This is a genomic window from Streptomyces sp. V3I8 (assembly GCF_030817535.1).
Classification (GTDB): domain Bacteria; phylum Actinomycetota; class Actinomycetes; order Streptomycetales; family Streptomycetaceae; genus Streptomyces.
Genome location: NZ_JAUSZL010000002.1, coordinates 5,585,477 through 5,603,147 on the forward strand (window position 1 = coordinate 5,585,477; position 17,671 = coordinate 5,603,147).

The 17,671-nt window shown below is 74.8% G+C and carries 15 protein-coding genes; 5 read left to right on the forward strand and 10 right to left on the reverse strand.

The annotated features are described in order from the left end of the window. Window positions 1-121: 121 nt before the first annotated feature. Window positions 122-1,762 (forward strand): VWA domain-containing protein, encoded by a 1,641-nt coding sequence (locus QFZ75_RS24830; protein WP_307540253.1) that lies wholly within the window; start codon window positions 122-124, stop codon window positions 1,760-1,762. Between the two features lie 270 nt (window positions 1,763-2,032). Here QFZ75_RS24830 and QFZ75_RS24835 read toward each other — a convergent pair whose 3' ends face one another. Further along, window positions 2,033-3,778, reverse strand: coding sequence for a hypothetical protein (locus QFZ75_RS24835; protein WP_307540254.1), 1,746 nt, complete (start codon window positions 3,776-3,778; stop codon window positions 2,033-2,035). 107 nt (window positions 3,779-3,885) lie between these two features. Further along, a complete protein-coding gene (locus tag QFZ75_RS24840) occupies window positions 3,886-4,278 on the reverse strand; it encodes a rodlin (RefSeq protein ID WP_307540256.1) in 393 nt (130 codons plus the stop codon). Window positions 4,279-4,528: 250 nt separating this feature from the next. Between QFZ75_RS24840 and rdlA the strand changes: the two genes are divergently transcribed. From rdlA to QFZ75_RS24855, 3 genes are all read left to right on the forward strand, one after another. Then, window positions 4,529-4,918 carry a rodlin RdlA gene (gene rdlA, locus QFZ75_RS24845; RefSeq protein ID WP_307540257.1) on the forward strand — a complete coding sequence of 130 codons (390 nt, stop codon included), beginning with the start codon at window positions 4,529-4,531 and terminating at the stop codon, window positions 4,916-4,918. A gap of 280 nt (window positions 4,919-5,198) precedes the next feature. Next, window positions 5,199-5,390: a chaplin gene (locus tag QFZ75_RS24850; protein ID WP_307544764.1), complete on the forward strand. Its 192-nt coding sequence runs from the start codon at window positions 5,199-5,201 to the stop codon at window positions 5,388-5,390. A 119-nt stretch (window positions 5,391-5,509) separates the two neighbouring features. After that, window positions 5,510-6,481, forward strand: coding sequence for a chaplin family protein (locus tag QFZ75_RS24855; protein WP_307540259.1), 972 nt, complete (start codon window positions 5,510-5,512; stop codon window positions 6,479-6,481). A 50-nt stretch (window positions 6,482-6,531) separates the two neighbouring features. On the opposite strand, the gene QFZ75_RS24860 is transcribed toward QFZ75_RS24855, so the two are convergent. Together QFZ75_RS24860 and QFZ75_RS24865 are read right to left on the reverse strand one after the other, a co-directional pair. After that, entirely contained in the window at window positions 6,532-7,791 is a 1,260-nt protein-coding gene (locus QFZ75_RS24860; protein ID WP_307540261.1) for an FAD-dependent oxidoreductase, read from the reverse strand. Next, the gene (locus QFZ75_RS24865) at window positions 7,791-9,101 is read right to left on the reverse strand and encodes an ATP-grasp domain-containing protein (protein WP_307540262.1); all 1,311 of its coding nucleotides are present in this window, start codon (window positions 9,099-9,101) and stop codon (window positions 7,791-7,793) included. The genes QFZ75_RS24860 and QFZ75_RS24865 overlap by 1 nt, the downstream gene beginning before the upstream one ends. 144 nt (window positions 9,102-9,245) lie before the next feature. Here QFZ75_RS24865 and QFZ75_RS24870 point away from each other — a divergent pair, with 144 nt between their 5' ends. Next, window positions 9,246-10,583, forward strand: coding sequence for a glycoside hydrolase family 26 protein (locus tag QFZ75_RS24870; RefSeq protein ID WP_307540264.1), 1,338 nt, complete (start codon window positions 9,246-9,248; stop codon window positions 10,581-10,583). Window positions 10,584-10,605: 22 nt separating this feature from the next. On the opposite strand, the gene QFZ75_RS24875 is transcribed toward QFZ75_RS24870, so the two are convergent. The 6 genes from QFZ75_RS24875 to QFZ75_RS24900 form a co-directional block, all read right to left on the reverse strand. After that, entirely contained in the window at window positions 10,606-11,799 is a 1,194-nt protein-coding gene (locus QFZ75_RS24875; RefSeq protein WP_307540266.1) for a GNAT family N-acetyltransferase, read from the reverse strand. Beyond that, entirely contained in the window at window positions 11,796-12,452 is a 657-nt protein-coding gene (locus QFZ75_RS24880) for a lipopolysaccharide biosynthesis protein (RefSeq protein WP_307540268.1), read from the reverse strand. The genes QFZ75_RS24875 and QFZ75_RS24880 overlap by 4 nt, the downstream gene beginning before the upstream one ends. Beyond that, window positions 12,449-13,585, reverse strand: a complete 1,137-nt coding sequence (locus QFZ75_RS24885; RefSeq protein WP_307540269.1) for a glycosyltransferase — start codon at window positions 13,583-13,585, stop codon at window positions 12,449-12,451. Before QFZ75_RS24885 ends, QFZ75_RS24880 begins: the two co-directional genes overlap by 4 nt. After that, a complete protein-coding gene (locus QFZ75_RS24890) occupies window positions 13,582-14,340 on the reverse strand; it encodes a polysaccharide deacetylase family protein (protein ID WP_307544766.1) in 759 nt (252 codons plus the stop codon). The genes QFZ75_RS24885 and QFZ75_RS24890 overlap by 4 nt, the downstream gene beginning before the upstream one ends. Before the next feature lie 133 nt (window positions 14,341-14,473). Further along, window positions 14,474-16,345, reverse strand: coding sequence for a murein biosynthesis integral membrane protein MurJ (gene murJ, locus QFZ75_RS24895; protein ID WP_307540270.1), 1,872 nt, complete (start codon window positions 16,343-16,345; stop codon window positions 14,474-14,476). Beyond that, on the reverse strand, window positions 16,342-17,670 hold the full coding sequence (locus QFZ75_RS24900; RefSeq protein ID WP_373465939.1) for an O-antigen ligase family protein: 1,329 nt from the start codon (window positions 17,668-17,670) through the stop codon (window positions 16,342-16,344). Before QFZ75_RS24900 ends, murJ begins: the two co-directional genes overlap by 4 nt. Window position 17,671: the final 1 nt, after the last annotated feature.

Consider the following 17,671-nt stretch of genomic DNA (forward strand, 5'->3'; position numbering starts at 1 on the left):
CGGCGGGCGCCCACCGTGGCCGCATCGCAACCCATCCGCAACGCCTCGGCCCGCTCCTTCCGGCCCCCTCCGCCGTCACAGTCACAGACGTCGGCTCACGGCGGTCACCGAGGGGGCACACATGAGGCGCACCGAACAGCACCGGACGCGGCAGGAACGGCGGGTACGGCAGGCACGACGACGGCGCGTACGGGGCGCGCTGGCCGCCGTGACCGTCACCGCCGGACTCCTGCTCACCGCCTGCGGCGGCGGGGACGACGACGGATCGGGAAAGCGCAGCGGCACCGAGGCCCTGGAGGACAACGGCTTCCCGGCCCCCGCCCCGGCCGTGCCGACCGGCCCCCCGGGCACCGACGGAGGCCCCACCGGGAGGTACGAGGACGACGGGGGCGACCGGAAGGGCGAACTCCGCGAGAGCCCGCCGCCGTCGGTGGCGGCGGACTACCTCTCCACGTTCGCCCTGGACGTCGACACGGCCTCCTACGGCTACGCGCGCCGCACCCTGGAGGACGGCCGGCGGCCCGATCCGTCGACGGTCCGCCCCGAGGAGTTCATCAACAGCTTCCGCCAGGACTACGAACGCCCCGACGGCGACGGCTTCACGGTCACCATGGACGGCGCCCGCACGGGCGACGAAAACTGGCGGCTCGTCAGGGTCGGCCTCGCCACCCGCGAGGCCGAGGACGACGGCCGCCGCCCGCCCGCCGCGCTCACCTTCGTCATCGACGTGTCGGGCTCCATGGGCGAACCGGGGCGGCTCGACCTGGCCAGGGAGTCGCTGGGCGTGATGACGGACCGGCTGCGCGACGACGACGCGGTCGCCCTCGTCACCTTCAGCGACGAGGCGCGGACCGTCCTGCCGATGACCCGGCTCGGCGACCACCGCGGCCGGGTCCACGAGGCGATCGACGCCCTCGAACCGACCGACTCGACCAATCTCGGCGCGGGCGTCACCACCGGCTACCGCACGGCCGTCGAAGGGCTGCGCGAGGGCGCCACCAACCGGGTCGTGCTGCTCTCCGACGCCCTCGCCAACACCGGCGAGACCGACGCCGACGCGATCCTCGAACGCATCGGCGGCGCCCGCCGCGAGCACGGCATCACGCTGTTCGGCGTCGGCGTGGGCAGCGACTACGGCGACGCCCTGATGGAACGCCTCGCCGACAAGGGCGACGGGTACACGACGTACGTGTCGAACGCCGAGGACGCCCGCGAGCTCTTCTGCGACGAGCTGCCCCGCACCGTCGACCTCACCGCCCGGGACGCGAAGGCGCAGGTCGCCTTCGACCCGGAGACGGTCGAGCGGTTCCGGCTCATCGGCTACGACAACCGCCGGGTCGCCGACGAGGACTTCCGCGACGACCGGGTGGACGGCGGCGAGACGGGTCCGGGGCACACGGTGACGGCGCTGTACGCGGTGCGGGTCAGGGCCGGTGCGACGGGGCACGTCGCGACGGCGACCGTGCGGTGGCTGGACCCCGGCACACGCGTCGCCCACGAGCGGTCGGCCCGGGTGGAGGCGACGGCCCTCGGCCGGCCCCTGTGGACGCCGCGCACGGCGCGCACGGGCCTGCAGGTCACGGCGGTGGCGGCGTACTTCGCCGACGCCCTGCGCGGGGCCGGCTCCCAGTGGCCCCCGTTGCCGGGAGCCCCGCGCCTTTCCGAACTCGCGTCCCGGGCGGCCCGCCTGGCGACGGCCACGGAATCACCCGAGATCCGCGAACTGGCCGACGCGATAAGCAGGGCCGACAGGTTGGCCTAGCACCCCTGGGGAGGGGGAACGGGGTTGCGCCCGGATACGGCTGGTCGCGCAGTTCCCCGCGCCCCTAAAAGACTGCGCAGTTCCCCGCGCCCCTGACGGACCCCGTCAGGGGCGCGGGGAACTGCGCGCTCAGCCCCCACCGGCCCGCACGTCCCTGCGACCTCAGCCCCGTCCCTCCCAGGGGCGCGGGGAACTGCGCGACCAGCCCCCATGCGCCCGCGGCCGGCGAAACACGTACATCCCCGCACCCGTCCCCCCCCGCCTCCCCGGCTACCGCCCGCACAACTCCCTCTCCGCCCGTACCGGATCGTTCGGGAAGCGGAACGACGTCCGGTGCCACGCACCGGCGACGTTGCGCACGAAGCGCCCCGCGGTCAGCGGCCCCCGCGCAGACGCGTTCAGCTCCGCAAGACCCCCGCACCGCAACGCCCGCCGCGCCGCGGCCACCTCCCCGCGGTCGGCCCAGGCCGGCGACCCCACCCCCCGGTCGGCCGCCAGCCAGGCCGCCGGCAGGTGCTTGTCGTGCCCCACCCGCCCCCGCCCCACCCGCTCGGAATGCGCGGCCAGCGGATACGCGAGCCCGATCGGATCCAGCGCGGCCCCCTCCAGCGGAACGACCGAGCCGTTGAACCCCAGGACCACGTAACTCCCCGTCACCCCGGGGGACGAGGCCCCGGCCCGCCCCTCCTTGCCGGACAGCAGCACCGGCGCCCCCGAGCGGCGGGCCGCCTCCACCCGACGTGCGTACCGCAAGTGGTGCGGCGCCCCCGCGAACGTGTGCCGCACCGGATGCGGATCGGCGTTGTGGCGGACGTACACCCCACGCTCGTCGGCGATCCCCGCCGGTCCGATCTGCCCGCCGTACGGCATCCGCAGCCAGCCCGCGCAGACCACCGCCCACAGGCCGACGCCGACCGCGGCCGACGTTCCCACCCGGGTCGCCGGCACCACGAAGACGGGCAGCAGCATCAGCAGCAGTCCGGGCAGCAGCATCCGCCCGTGCATGAAGTCACCGCCGACCCTCACCACGTACACCCAGCACAGCAGCCCCGCCACGACAGGCGCGCACACCGGTACGAGCCGCGCCGCCCCGGCCCGGCCCGGCCCCCCGCGCGCGAGCGCCACCGCCACCGCGACCGCCACGAACAGCGCCGGCACCCACAGCGCGTACGGGTGCGCGAAGTCGACCAGATACACCAGCCCCCGCCCCCACAGGCTCCGCGAGGCCTCCTTGGTCACCGCCGGCAGCGGCACCAGGTGCCCGTAGTACCCGGCACGGAAGACCTCGTACGCGGCCGGCAGCGCCCCCGCCGCCCCCGCCCCCGCGAGCGCCCTCCGCCACGACGGCCGCACCAGCAGCCACTGGGCGGCCAGGAACACCGCGGTCACCAGCCCCAGATCGGGCCGTACCAGGGGCCCGAGCCCGATGAGCACCGAGGTCGCGAGCGGGGCGGGCCGGGCCGTCAGCGCCAGCCACGCGCCCGCGATCCAGCAGGTGGCGAGCCCGGTCTCCAGCCCCGAGGTGGCGAAGTCCCACACCGGGGGCAGCCCGAGCAGCACCAGCGACCCGAGCGGCACGGCCGCCCGCCCGCCGTACATCCGCAGCGCGCCGACCCCCGCCAGCGCGAACCCGGCGGCGGTCAGCAGCAGCCCCCCGAACACCGCCGCGGCCGCCGGATCGGCCCCCGTGCCCCCGGCCCCGACGAGCAGCCACTGCCACAGGGTGCCGGTCGACGACTCGACCCGCTCACCGGCGTTGAACACGGGCCCGTTCCCCGCCAGCACCTGCCGCACGGTCCGTACGTAGATGTAGGCGTCGTCGGACATCCACCGCCGCCGGAACCCCGCGTACGCCACGAGCAGCGCGGGCACGAGCCACACCGCCACCCGCGGCCACACCGCCCACCTGAGGCCGGGACCCGGCCCCGGCGGCAGCGGCCCGGCGCAGGGCGAGGGCGGCCGGGACTTCACGTGCGGAGCAGGGGAGGGGGGCGCGGGCGGATGCGTCGACGTCATGATCCGTTCATCGGCCCGTGTCCGGCCGGGCTTGACGCCCCGGGCCCCCGGCACACGACAGGGGCGGGACCACCGGGAAGCCCGGTGGTCCCGCCCCTGTGCCGTTCTCAGTCCTCGCCGTTGGCGGAGAGGATCGACACGTCCTCCAGGAGGTGCGCCAGCGCGCCGTCGCGCTTGACCTGGGTGGAGTTCTCGGTGCACTGCTGGTTCATGTCGTCCGACAGGATCGGGACATCCTGGATCGGGATCAGGTTGACCACCGGAACGTTGATGTCGTTCAGGCCGATGCAGGGCTTGTTGAAGGAGCCCTGGATGAGGGCCATCTGCGGGCTCATGTCGCCGTACGTGGCGGAGTTGCCGTAGTACTGCGCGGCCGCGTTGCCGTTCGCGGTGCTCGGGCCGCTGTCGTCGCCGATCGCCAGCGCCTGCGGAGCCACGGCGGCGGAAGCACCCACGACGGAAGCAGCGATCGCCGCGGTGGCAAGAACCTTCTTGATCATTGGTTAGTCCTCTCTTAGGAAACCCCGTCCACCGGAGCGCCCTGGTTCAACTCCATGGGCGGGACATAGTTCCTCCCGTTCACTCCGTCGGCTTACACGGGAGTGGTTCGCGAAGGGGCACCGGGCACGGCCATTCCCATCCGCCGACGGATTCAATGCGGGCCAACCGGGTGAACGCCCGCAACCAATCGCGACGCCACCGGTTGATGAGGCAGTACGACATGCGTCGCTACTAGGAAAGGAACGCGAAGTGCTTAAGAAGGCAATGTTCGCCGCGGCGGCTGCCGCTTCTGTCATCGGTATGTCGGTGGCGGCCGCCCCCCAGGCGCTGGCCATCGGTGATGACTCCGGGCCGGCCGTGGCCAACGGCAACGGCGCCTCGTCGGCGTTCGGCAACTCGGCGACCAAGGGCGACATGAGCCCCCAGCTCTCGCTGGTCGAGGGCTCGCTCAACAAGCCGTGCGTGGGCCTGGAGGACATCAACGTCGCCGTCGTGAACATCGTTCCGATCCAGGACGTCCCGATCCTGTCGGACGACCTCGCGCAGCAGTGCTCGGACAACTCCACCCAGGCGAAGCGCGACGCCGCGCTGTCGCACATCCTGGAGGACCTGTCCGTCCTGTCGGCGAACGGCGAGTAGCCGAACCTGGCACCGCCCGGGCTGTCCGCCGTATTCGTATGCGGACAGCCCGGGTTTTTCTCCGCGTCTGTTCCACCTGTTCGGTGCGTTCGAGTGAATTGCCAAACGGTTCACATTACGTAGTTTCTTCGGACCTCCGTTTCTCGTTCACCACCCGAGGTCGTGCTGCGAGCCGTCCACAGTGCGCTCGCTCGGTTTCGGCCGTCACAGGGGCATGACCGCAGAGAAGGGAAAGCACGTGAATCACAAGAAGAGCGCAGCTGTCATCGCCGGAGCCATCATGGCGCTCGGAATGGCGGCCCCCGCCTTCGCCGACTCCGAGGCCCAGGGTGCCGCCGTGGGCTCCCCCGGCGTCCTCTCGGGCAACGTCGTCCAGGTTCCTGTTCACGTTCCCGTCAACGTGTGCGGCAACACGATCAACGTGATCGGCCTGCTGAACCCGGCGTTCGGCAACAAGTGCGTCAACGACTGACGTCGTAACGCACCAGCCGTACGGCTGAACCAGGCCGGCCTTGGACCGCTTTCCGGCGCCAAGGCCGGCTTTTCCCGCTTCTACGAGCAGAACTTCTACGAGCAGAAAGGACAAGGAGATTGCGACAGACCCTGAGCAAGGGAATGGTCGCGGCCGCCGCCGCGACGAGCATCCTGTCCCTGTGCAGCTCCCAGGCCTTCGCCGACTCGGACGCGAGCGCGGTGGCGGCGGACTCGCCCGGCGTGCTGTCCGGCAACAGCGTGCAGGCCCCGCTGGATGTGCCCGTGAACGCGTGCGGCAACTCCGCGAACGCGGTCGCCGCCCTCAATCCGTCCTTCGGCAACTCCTGCGCCACCCCCACGGGCAAGCACCGGAAGCCGGACGCCCCCCGTCACGGAGCCACCTCCGGCCACGGCTCAAGCCATCACCACGCCCCCGGCACGGACCGCAGCCCCGGCCACGGTTCGGACCACGCCCACGGCTCCGGTCACGGTTCGGACCACGCCCACGGTTCGGACCACGGCTCCGGTGGTCACGGCGGCCCCGGGCACGGCGGGCCGAACCCCCACCACGGCGGGCCTACCACCCCCCACCACGGCGGGCCGGGCCACCACCACACCGGCTCCGCCGCGCACGGTGTCACGCACGGTTCGCCCGGCGTCGGCACGGGCAACGACGCCCAGACCCCGGTCGACGTGCCGGTCAACGCGTGCGGCAACACGATCGACGTGATCGGCCTGCTGAACCCCGTGTTCGGCAACGGGTGCGCCCAGCACAACGGTCCCAAGGGCCACGGCCACGACGACCCGCGCGGTCACGACGACGACGGTCCGAAGGGCTACGGCGACGACGAGGAGACGCCGCCGCCCGGGCCCCCGGCCACCCCGCCGGGACACCCGCCGACGGCCACCCCGCCGCCGCCGCCGGACGCGACGCCCCCGCACACGCCCTCCAGGGGCGGGGGCCACCGGCCGGAGCTGGCCGACACCGGCAGCGACGGAATGCTCGGGGCCTCGGCGGCCGGCATGGGCCTGCTGCTCGGCGGAGCGATCCTGTACCGACGGAACCGAGCCGCGTCCCGTCAGTGGTGACCCACCGGGTGCCGGACGCCACGCGCCCGGCACCCGACAGGCCCCGGCGGTCAGCGCCCCGCCGCCCCCAGCACCTCCTGCCTCTCCCGCGCCCCGGGCACGGACAGCGGGGCCGCTCCCGTACGGAGCCGGCGCCGCACCCCCCGTACGAGGGTCCGGGCCGTGAACGAGGCGCCGTGCACGAAGCGCATCGCCGGGCCGAAGGCCGACGCCGTGACCAGGCCGGCCAGGAACAGACCGGGCCGGGACGACTCGAACTCCCGGCCCACACAAGGTGATCCGTCCGGTGACACGGCGAGGTCCGCGCGTACGTCGGCCGGCAGCAGACCCAGGCGTTCCCGGGTCGGCCTGAACCCCGTGGCGGCGATGACGTGCCCGGTCTCCAGGGTCGCCGACCCGCCGGACCGGTCCAGCAGTTCCAGGCGTACGCCGCCCCCGGTCCCGTACGCCGCCGTGATCTCGTGGCCCAGCAGCAGGGGCACGGACGGTTCGACGCGGTCGCGGACCCACCAGGCGCCCGCGGGACCCAGTGCCGTCGTGGCGATCCGGGCCCGGGTGGGTCCGGGGAGGCGGCGGAACGCGCCGGGGCGCTCGGCGTAGAACCAGTTGCGCCAGCCGGGGCCCAGGCCGCTGTGCGGGGCGCGTGCCGACTGCCACCACGGGCGCTCCCAGGGCGGCGGCACGTCGTTCCAGCTCAGCTGCGGGGCCCGGGCCACGACACGTACGCGGGTGCCCTGTTCGGCGAGCAGGGCCGCCGTCTCCAGCGCGGCCTGGCCGCCGCCGACCACGGTCACGTCCTTGCCGCGGAACCGGTCCAGGTCACCGTGGTGGCTGCTGTGCGAGGCGTACGCGGGGTCCAGCCCCCGCAGGGCGGCGGGGATCTCGGTGAAGGGCATGACGCCGACCGCCAGCGCGACCGTCCTCGCGCGGACGGTCTCCCCGTCCTCGGTGAGCGCCTCGAAACCGCCCGGGCAGGGGCGGACGCCGGCGATCATGCGCTCGTCCACCTCCGGGACCGAGTGCCGCGCGAACCACAGTCCGTACGAGGCGAACACCTCGACCGGGACGGGCGCCCCGTGCCGGGCCTCCATCCCCCGCTCCGCGCAGTAGGCGGCCAGGCCCAGCCGGCCCTCCGGGTCCGACAGGTCGGACGCCCACGGCTCGGACTTGAGGAACATGCCGCGGGGCATGTGGTCGCGCCAGGACGCCATGGGCCGGCCGAACACGCGCAGGCTCAGGCCGGCCGCCGCCGCGTGGGAGGCGATGGACAGTCCGTAGGGACCGGCTCCCACCACCAGCAGGTCGTACATCAGTGACTGCTCGCTTTCTCGTCGTCGGACAGGGGATCGGACAGGGGAGGTGCGTCGAGGGGTGCGGCCGCCCGGTCGAGGGGTGCGGCCGGCCGCACGACCCGTGCGCCGGCGGCGGGCGCGGGGGCCGCCGGGCGTACCCGGTCCCGCAGGCGCCGGCCCGCGCGCAGGCCCACGTGGCGCGCCCACAGCGCCCACAGGGCGACACCGGGCGCGAGGTCGTCCCGGGCGTGCCAGGCCCGTTCGGTGCCGCCCCGGAAGACGGCCGCGAACGGCGCGTAGTTCTCCACCACGAACGTCCGGCCCGGGCGGGGCTCGGGCGCCGGCAGCGGACGGTGGGTCAGGTCCAGGTGCTGTGCGCGCACCACGTCGAGCCCCGCTCCGTCGGCGAACAGCCGGAACTGCGCGCCGGGCCGCGGATTGAAGTCGAGCAGGTGGTACGCGCCGGTCGCGGCGTCGCGGCGGAAGTCCAGGTCGAGGATGCCGCGGTAACCGAGCACCGACACCAGCCGCTCGGCCAGCGCCTGCACGGCCGGGTCCGGCGTCCAGCGGCCCACCGCGGTCAGCCCCGCGCCGCGCGGCCAGGCCCGCTGCTTGCGCCCCGGGCCGCCGCCGCGCACCGCCCCGGTCCGGTCCGCGTACCCGTGGAAGAACCAGTCCCGGTCCCGCCCCGGCGGCAGGAACGCCTGGAGCAGCAGGCGGCTGCCCGCCTCCTCGGCGCGCCGGGCCAGGGCCCGCGCCTCCTGCGCGGAATTCAGCACCGTCGTGCTGCGCAGATCCGTCCCGGCGGGCAGCAGCCAGGGCCGGCTCCACTTCGCCACCACGGGCAGTCCCAGCCGGCGGACCGCCGCGGCCGCCTGCGCGGGGCCGTCCGGCATCAGCGTCGAGGGGTGCGCGATGCCCGCGGACGCGCACACGACGGCCAGCTCCGCCTTGTCCGCGACGCGCTCGGCGAGACCCGGGGGAGCGGGGGGCAGCAGGAAGCGGGGGGCCAGCTCGTCCCTGAGCCGGTCCACCGCGACGGCGCTCGCGTCATCCATTGGGATCAGTACGGCGGGCCGGGCCACCCGGGCCGCCACTCGGCGCAACGCCAGGGCGACGTCGGCGGGCGGGGCACCGGGGGCGGGCGGCGGATGCATCCGGCGCACGAACCGGGAGGCGCGCACGGGACTGCCCGCGCAGTCGGCGACCAGGTGCACGTCGATTCCGGCCCGGCCGAGCGACCGTACGGCTCCGAGCGTGCCGTGGTGGAAGGGATTGCGGTCGATGCGCAGCAGTACGGCGGGGACGCGGATGTCGAAGGACGGCATGAACGTGGTTCCTCGAGGTCTGTTCGAATGTCTCACCCGTGCGGGTGATCGGGCATTTCCCCGGCGCGCGGACTCGGTTGGCGCAGTTCCCATTCATATGACTGAGTGTCAGTGGACGGTGGAAACGAAGCGCGAGGAGTGGACATGGCCCCACTGCAACGGACCCGAACCAGACGGCCGGCCCGTGTCGCCGCCGTACTCGCCGCCGGACTCCTCGCCTCGGCCGCGCTCGCGTCCGGGACGGGGTTCGCCACGGGCGGGCGGGCGGCCGAACCCCCGGTCCCGTCCACCGCGCCGACCGGTGTCGTGGCGCCGATGACGCCGCTCCAGCCGTCGGGGGCCGCGGCGGCCGGCGACCGGCCCGCGTCGCCGAAGAGCTCCGGGAGCCCCGGAAGCCCCGGAAGCCCCGAGAGCCCCGAGAGTCCGGAGAGCCCCGAGAGTCCGGCCTTCGGCGCCTACCTGGACTACGGGCCCCGCGGCGTGGCCCGGATCGCCGAGCTCAGCCACTGGCTGGGCGGGGCCGAACTGCGCGTGGCGCACACGTACCTGCCGGGCGACCGCTGGAGCAACATCGAGGGCCTGCCCGGATTCCTCGACGCCTGGGCGGACTGGCGGCGGGAGGAGGCCGACCGGCTCTTCGTCCTCAACGTCCCCATGCTGGAGCGCAACGAGGAGGGCGTCTCCGACTCCGAGGTCCGCGGCCTGCTGCGACGGGGCGCGGCCGGAGAGTACGACCACCACTTCCGCACGCTGGCCGAGCGGCTCGTCGAGCTGGAGGTGCCCGACACCGTCATCGTGCTCGGCTGGGAGATGAACGGCATCACGTACACCCATCGCTGCGGACCGGACCCGGAGGCCTGGAAGAAGTACTGGGACAGGATCGTCACCACCATGCGGGCGGTGCCGGGCCAGAAGTTCCGGTTCGACTTCACGCCGAACCGCGGCCGGGACGCCGTTGCCTGGACCCGGTGCTACCCGGGCGACGAGACGGTCGACATCATCGGCATGGACTCCTACGACCAGCCGCGCGGACAGTCGTTCGACGAGGCGGTGGCGGAGCCCTACGGGCTGCAACAGCACGTCGATTTCGCGAAGGAGCACGGCAAGCCGATCTCCTATCCTGAATGGGGACTCTTCAGGAACGGCGACAACGCGACCTACATGAAGCGCATGCTCGCCTGGCTGGACGAGCACAAACCGTTGTACAACACGCTCACCGACTACTGCCCGCACGGCGTGTGGCAGTGCGACGACAACCCGCGGGCCTCCGAGATCTACCGCAAGGCGCTCTTCGGCCGGACCGACGGGACGGCACCCAGGCCCACCGATCCCACGCCAAGGCCGACCGACCCCACGCCAAGGCCGACCGACCCGCCGGCGCGGCCGTCGGACTGCTCACCGGTCGAGCTGGGCGACTGGGTGGAGTACTGGCTCGGCGGCAAGCTCTGTCTGCGCTTCGACTGGTGGTCGCGCAACCGCTGACCGCGAGGTGGCGGCGGGCCGGTCACGGCCTGCCGCCACCTCGTTCCCGTCGGCCGAGGAACCGGTCGAGCAGCTTCTTGCCCCCGCTGCGCGCGGCCACGTCGCAGACGGTGGCGGACATCAGCGGCGCCGTCCGCCGCCGGGCCAGCAGGAAGCGCTGGTTGACGACGGGCTGCGGACGCCAGTGGTGCTTGTAGGGCTCGTTGCCCCGCAGCAGGCTCAGCACCCGGCGCCCGCCGCCGCCCGCTCCGCTGCCGCCGCCCGCTCCGTCGTCGCCGCCCGGCGCGGTGTGCTGGGCGCAGGCGTGCAGCAGCATCGTCGCCACGTCCGCCTTGCGCTCGCGCAGCCGCGGATGCGCGCCGTAGAGGTAGCCGCCCGTGAACCGCTCCGACAGCAGCGTCAGGTCCACCGCCACCACGGCGCCGTCGAGGCGGAACTCGGTCACCACCGCGTCGCCGGCGCGGACCATCGGCCCCACCGAACGGATCAGGTGTTCGGCGAAGCGATCCTGCAGGTGCTCGGCGGTCACCTTGCGGCCCTGCCACTGGAGCCGGTGCAGTTCCAGGAGCCGGCGCAGTGCCGCGTCCACCTCGTCCGGGCGCACGGCACGCCGTTCGACGCCCAGCGAGGCCAGTTTGCGCAGCTTGGCGCGGACCCGCTGCTGCGCCTTGGCCGTCGCGAGCCGTCCGATCAGGTCGTCCATCGGCACGGCGGGGAGCTCCAGGCACAGCGAGTCCGGCACCTGCCGGCGGGGCCCGCGCCAGCGCGCGTACACCCGTTCGACCGCACCGCCGGGCCGCACCTCACGGAAGTCGATCAGCGCGGTGCGCGCGGCGGCGGCCAGCCCGTCGGCCAGGGCTGCGGCGGCCCGGTCGCCGCGCTCGCCGTCCTCGATCAGCACGTCCCCGAAGTCGGAGATCGCCCCGCCCAGCGGTACGAGGACCGGCCACGGCTGCCGTACGAGCATCAGCGGCGCGGCGGCCACCAGGTCACCGCCGTCGTGGACCAGCACCAGCCGGAGCCGGCCGGGCGTGCCGTACGAGAGCCACCACGAGTGCAGCCACGCATGGGTCTGGAACGGGGTCGCCGTGCCGCACCGCCGGTACAGCGCCCCCCACTCCCCGGCCAGTCGCCCGAACTCCCCTTCGTCCGTGCACAGTTCCGTACGCAGCTCCGGCTGCGTGCGGGGTTCCGTGCGCAGGGCGGCGGCTCTCACAGCTGTCCGTGGACGTCGACGGCGGTGGCGGGGCCCGGCACCGAGGCGGCGGCCGGGGCCTGCGCGGCCCGGCGCGGCCGGACCAGCAGCGCGAGCCCGCCGAGCAGCCCGCCGGCGCTCGCCCCGACGAGACCGGTCACGCCCGCCGAGAGGGAGGAGGCCTCGGTGGGCTCGATCGCGCGGGAGAACTGCAGCAGCTCCACGTGCGTGCTGTCCTCGGTGTCGTTCGCGTGCCGGGTCAGCGAGCGCGACACGGCGTTGGCGATGTCGGCGGCGAGGTCGGGGCGTTCGGAGGTGGCGGTCACGGCGACCATCGGCGCGTCCGGTGAGGTCGCCGCCCGCACGCTCTCGCGCAGGGTCGACACCGGCACGCCCGCCCACACCTGGGCGTCGCCGAGCACCGCGAGCTGGGTGGCGACCCGCCCGTACGCCTGCGCGAAGCCGAGCGCCGCCGCCGGGTCCGACTTCTTGGTGGGGACGGCGACGACGTAGCTCGTCGCGCTGTACTGCGGGGTCCTCAGGCCGCCGTACGCGCCGCCGAGGACGCCCCCGAGGAGGACGCCGGCGGCGAGCAGGGACCACGGAGGCAGCGCCCTGGCACGGGCGAGTGCCGTTCCCGGCCGCCCGGTCGAACGGTGCAGGTTGTCGCTCATGTGGAACTCACTCCCAGGGTTGCGGCCGTGTAGATGTCCATCAGCCGGTCGGCGCTGCGGGCGATGCCGTAGTGGTGGGCGGCGTCCGGTGCCGAGCGCGGCCCGGGGCCCTGCGCGCGGGCCTGCCGCAGGGCCCGTACGAAGGAGTCCGCGCCGCCCTGCACCCGCCGGGCGGCCGGCGCCGCCTCGCGGGGCAGGTCCTCGACGGCCGGGCAGGAGACGTAGAGCACGGGCAGGCCCGCCGCCAGGGCCTCCACGACGGCGAGTCCGAAGGCCTCCTCGGCGCAGGGCGAGGCGAGGACGTCCATGGCTGCCAGCAGCGACGGCAGGTCGAGGCCGTCGCGGGCGCTCGGCCCGGCAGGACCGTTGGGGCGCTCACCGGTGAACAGCACCCGGTCGGCGACCCCCCTGTGCCGCGCGGCGCGCCGCAGCACGCTCTCCTGCGGACCGCCGCCGACCAGCAGCAGCCGGACGTCGTCGGGCAGGTCGGCCAGCGCCCGGACGAGCACCTCGAACCGCTTGCCGGCCGTCAGGCGTCCGACACCCCCGACGACGTACGCCTCCTGCGGCAGCCCGAGCCGCCGCCGGACGCTCTCGCGCCGGCCGGGGTCGAAGCGGAAACCGGCCACGTCGATGCCGTTCGGCACGACCTCGATGCGCGGTCCCGGCACACCCCAGTGGCGCAGCCGCTCGGCGACCGTGGGGGAGACGGCGACCGTCGTGCGGCCGAGGCGCTCGCTGGCCAGGTAGAGCGCGCGGACGCCGGAGGTGAGCCGGCGGCCCTCCATCTGCGAGTCGCCGAGCGAGTGCTCGGTGGCCACGACGGCCCGTACCCCGGCGAGCCGCGCGGCGGCCCTGCCGTACACGCACGCCCGGTAGAGGTGCGTGTGGACGAGGTCGTACCCGCCGTCCCGGATCAGGCGGACGAGCCGGGGGAGCGCCGCCAGGTCGCGGTTGCCGCGCATGCCGAGGTGGGTGACGCGCACGCCGTCCTCGGTGAGGCCCTCGGCGACCGCGCCCGGGTTGGTGAGCGTCACCACGTCGCAGTCGACGGGCAGGTTCCGCACCAGCAGGCGCAGTTGCTGCTCGGCCCCGCCGACACCGAGCCCGGTGATGACGTGCAGGGCCCTCACCGGGTCTCCGCCATGGTGCCGGCGCCCGTACCGGTGCCGGCGTCGGCGGCGGCACCGGTCAGGGGCGCCGGGCGCCTGCGCAGCCGGTTGAGGCGGTACTTCAGCAGCAGCCGCCAGGACGTGTCGTTCTCCCCGATGTGGACCCGGGGCAGGGCGAAGGTCCCGGTGAGCGGACCGGGGTCGATCGCGCAGGCGTAGCGGTACCCGGCGGCCCGCACGGCGTCGACGACCCGTCGGTCCACGGTCCCGTACGGGTAGCACAGGCCCAGCACCTCACGGCCCGTCAGCTCGGAGAGCAGCGCCCGGCTGCCGGCGGTCTCGGCGCCCAGCAGCGCGTCGTCGGCGCGGGTGAGGTCGACGTGGGTGAGACCGTGCGAGGCGATCTCCAGGCCCTCGGTGTCCGCGAGGTCCGCGAGCCGGCGGACGGCGTCGGCGGTGAGGAGCGGTCTGCGCGGGCCGAGCGGGTCCCAGTCGTTCGTGCCGCCGAGCCTGCCCGGCAGGACGAAGACGGTGGCGCCGAAGCCCCAGCGCCGCAGCACGGGCAGGGCGTGGTCGGCGAAGTCCGCGTATCCGTCGTCGAAGGTGAGCCCGACCAGGCCGCGCCCCTCCCCCCGGGCGCGGGCCGCGAGCAGGTCGGCCATGCTCACCCCGCGCAGGCCCCGGCGGTGCAGCCAGCCCAGCTGCCGGTCGAGGCGGGCGGGCGAGACCGTGATGCGGTACGGGTCGTCGGAGCAGTCGCCCACCGAGTGGTACATCGCCACCCACAGGGGCGCGACCGGGCGGGCGGCGCCGGTACGGGACGGGTCGTCGGCCGGGTGGGGCGGGCCGGTCGGACCGGTCGGGTCGGTCGGGTCGGTCGGGTGGTTCGGGTCGATCGGGTGGTTCGGGTCAGCGGGAACGGGCATGCGGCAGCCTTCGGGTGACGGAGCGGAGGGCGGTTCGGAAGGCGGGTGCGACGGCCTGGACGCCGAGCAACCGGAGCAGCAGGACGTAGACGACGGAGACGGCGAGGCCGCCGGTGAACAGGGCAGCCCCGGGGGAGTCGAGGCGGCTCGCGCAGAGCGATCCGGCCACGGCCGCCAGCACGGCCGCGCGGACCGGCTTGCTGAGCTCGTGGACGACCCGGCGGGTACGGATCGGCACGCTGCGCCGCTCGTTCATGCCGGACAGCAGCAGCGCCGCGGTGAGGGTGATCCCGGTCGCGTTGGCGGCGGCGATCCCGCACACGCCCCAGGCCCCGACGGTCGCCGCGCCGATCCACGACGTGGCGACGATGCCCGCGGTCATCGCCGCCAGCGGGTACCAGGTGGGGCGCCCGGCGGAGAAGTACGTGCGCACGAGTGCGCCCACCAGGGTGTGGCCGAGCAGTCCGGCCGAGTACACCCGCATGACGGTGGCCGTCGCCGCGGTGTCCTGGGCGGTGAACGCGCCGCGCTGGAAGAGGAGCTGGATGATCTGCGGCGCGCACGCGAAGACCGCCGCCGCGCCCAGCAGCACTATGCAGGCGGCGATCGAGACGTCCCGCTCGACGCGGTCGCGGGCCCGCTCGGTGTCCCCCTCGGCGAGCGCCTGCGCCAGCACCGGGAAGGTGACCGTGCACAGCATCAGCGAGAGGGTCATCGGGATCTGGGCCACCTTCTGCGCGTAGTTCAGGTGCGAGATGGCGCCGGAGGGGAGGTTCGAGGCGAGGTAGCGCTCGATGAGCACCTGGGACTGCCGGCAGAGGGCGAAGAGCAGCACCGGGGTGACGAGGGCGAGGTTCACCGCATGGGTCACGGACCGCCCGGTCGCGGGATCTTCGCCGCCGGTGGCCTCCCCGTTCTCCGGGCGCGCGGCTTCCGAAGCCGAAGCCGAAGCCGGAGATGGGGACGGGGACGGGGACGGGGACGGGGTGGTGGTCGCGGCCGCGGCGGTGGCCGGCCGGCGGCGGCCGAAGAGCTGCCGTACGAGCGCCGGGGTCTGGGCCGCCACCATCAGGCAGCCGCCGACCGCGACGCCGACGGCCGCCGACCGCACGCCCCAGCGGCCGCCGAGGACGAACATCGACGTGATGATGCCGGTGTTGTAGGCGACGTAGATGGCGGCGGGCGCCAGGAAGCGGCGGTGCGCGCGCAGCGCGGCGCTGCAGTAGCCGGCCAGCCCGAAGCTCAGCACGCAGGTCGCCGTCAGCCGCGTGCAGTCGACGGCGAGCCCGGGGTCGGGCAGCCCCGGCGCGAGCCCCGCGACCAGGTACGGCGCCCCGGCGATCAGCAGTGCGCAGACGCCCACCAGGACCAGCGCGATACGGGGCAGCGTCGAGGCGACCAGGGCCCGGACGGGGTCCGTGCCGGCTCCGCGCGCCCGCCGGGCGACGGCCAGGCTGAACGCCGGGACCAGTACGAAGGCCATCCCGTCCTCGATCAGCAGCGTCGCCGCGACCTCCGGCACGGTCCACGCCACCAGGAAGGCGTCCGTCTCGGTGCCGGCTCCGAAGAGGTGCGCCAGCGCCTGGTCCCGGCCCAGGCCGAGCAGCGCCCCCGCGATGGACAGGACGGCGGTGACGAGCGTGGCCCTGGCGAGGAACCCGCGGGTGGGCGGGGCGACTCCGCCTCCGGCTCCGGGGGCGGCTCCGGAGCCGGGTCCGGAGCTGGAGGCGGCTGCTCCGGCGGCCTCCTCGGCCGCGGCATCCCGCGACGCCGCGCGGGCCCCGGGCAGCAGGGCCTTGTCACCGGGGCCGGCCGTCGTTCCCCCGCCCTCCGCCCGGGGAGGCGTGACCGTCATCGTTCCCCGGCCCCCTCGGAAGCCAGCGCCCACCAGGCGGCGAGGCCCAGGACCAGCGCGGTCAGCACGGTCGAGGGGCCGCCGATGTCGGCGTACACGAAGTCGACCAACTGCCACAGCAGCACCCCGCACGCCGCCAGCGCGCAGTCGAGGCCGCTCCGGGACCGTCGTGCGCGCACGAGCCGCCGCAGCCCGCGGACCAGCAGCGCGAGCCAGCCGCCCGCCAGCGCGAGCAGCCCCAGCAGGCCCTGTTCGCTCAGCACCAGCAAGTACATGTTGTGCGGGGACAGCAGCGGCTGCCGGTGGAAGCCGGCGCCCGCCCCGTCCGTGTCGCTGCCCGAGGACAGGGCGAGCGAGGCGTGCCCGTCGCGGTGGTCGGGGAAGCCCTTCAGCCCCACACCGGTCAGCGGCCGGCCCCGCCACATGTCGACGGCCGCCGTCCACATCGTGTACCGGTCGGTCACCGACTGGTCCGGGGCCTGTGCGACCTGCGTGATGCTGCTGATCCGCTCCTGGAGCATCGCGGTGCCCACGCCGAGCCCGCCCACCAGGACCACCGCGGCCGCCGCCACCGCCGCGAGCACCCGTACGGCCCGCCGCATCCCGGCGAGCGCGAGCTGCGCCCCGCACGTGACGGCCGTCGCGATCCACGCCCCGCGGCTGAACGACAGCGCGAGCGGCAGCAGCAGCGCCAGCGCGCACACCGCCGCCGCGGTCCGCTGCCGCGTGGGCCCGGACCCGAGCGCGAGGCCGAGCGCGCACACCAGACCGAACGACACCACGGCCGCCATGCCCATGATGTCCGTCGGCCCGAACGTGCCCACCGCCCGGATCATCTCGCCCTGGTACGAGGCCCCGGTCCCGGTCACGTACTGGTGGACGCCGAGAGTCCCCTGCCACAGCGCGAGCCCGACGAGGGACCAGGCCAGCAGGCGCGCGTCCCGGCGGTCGCGGATCAGCAGCATCACCGCCGCGGGCACCAGGACGAAGATCTGCAGGTAACGCACCAGCCCCTCGGCGCCCGCCCCGGCCGAGGCCGCGCCGGCCGTCGCGACGGCGATCCCGGCGACGGGCACCCCCAGCACGACGGCGGCGGTACGGGACAGGGGGCGCCGCCGGCCGCGTACCAGACGCACCGCGCAGCACACCACGACCAGCCCGGACACGGCGTCGGCGACGGTGCCGCCCCCGGCCCCGTCCGCGCCCCCGGGGACCGGCAGCGCGAGCGTGGCGACGAGGGCGAGGACGGGCAGCACGGGGAGGAGGCGGCGGGGCGCCGCGGCCGCGACGGCGACCGGCGGCGGAGCGGGCAGGACCTGGGTCACC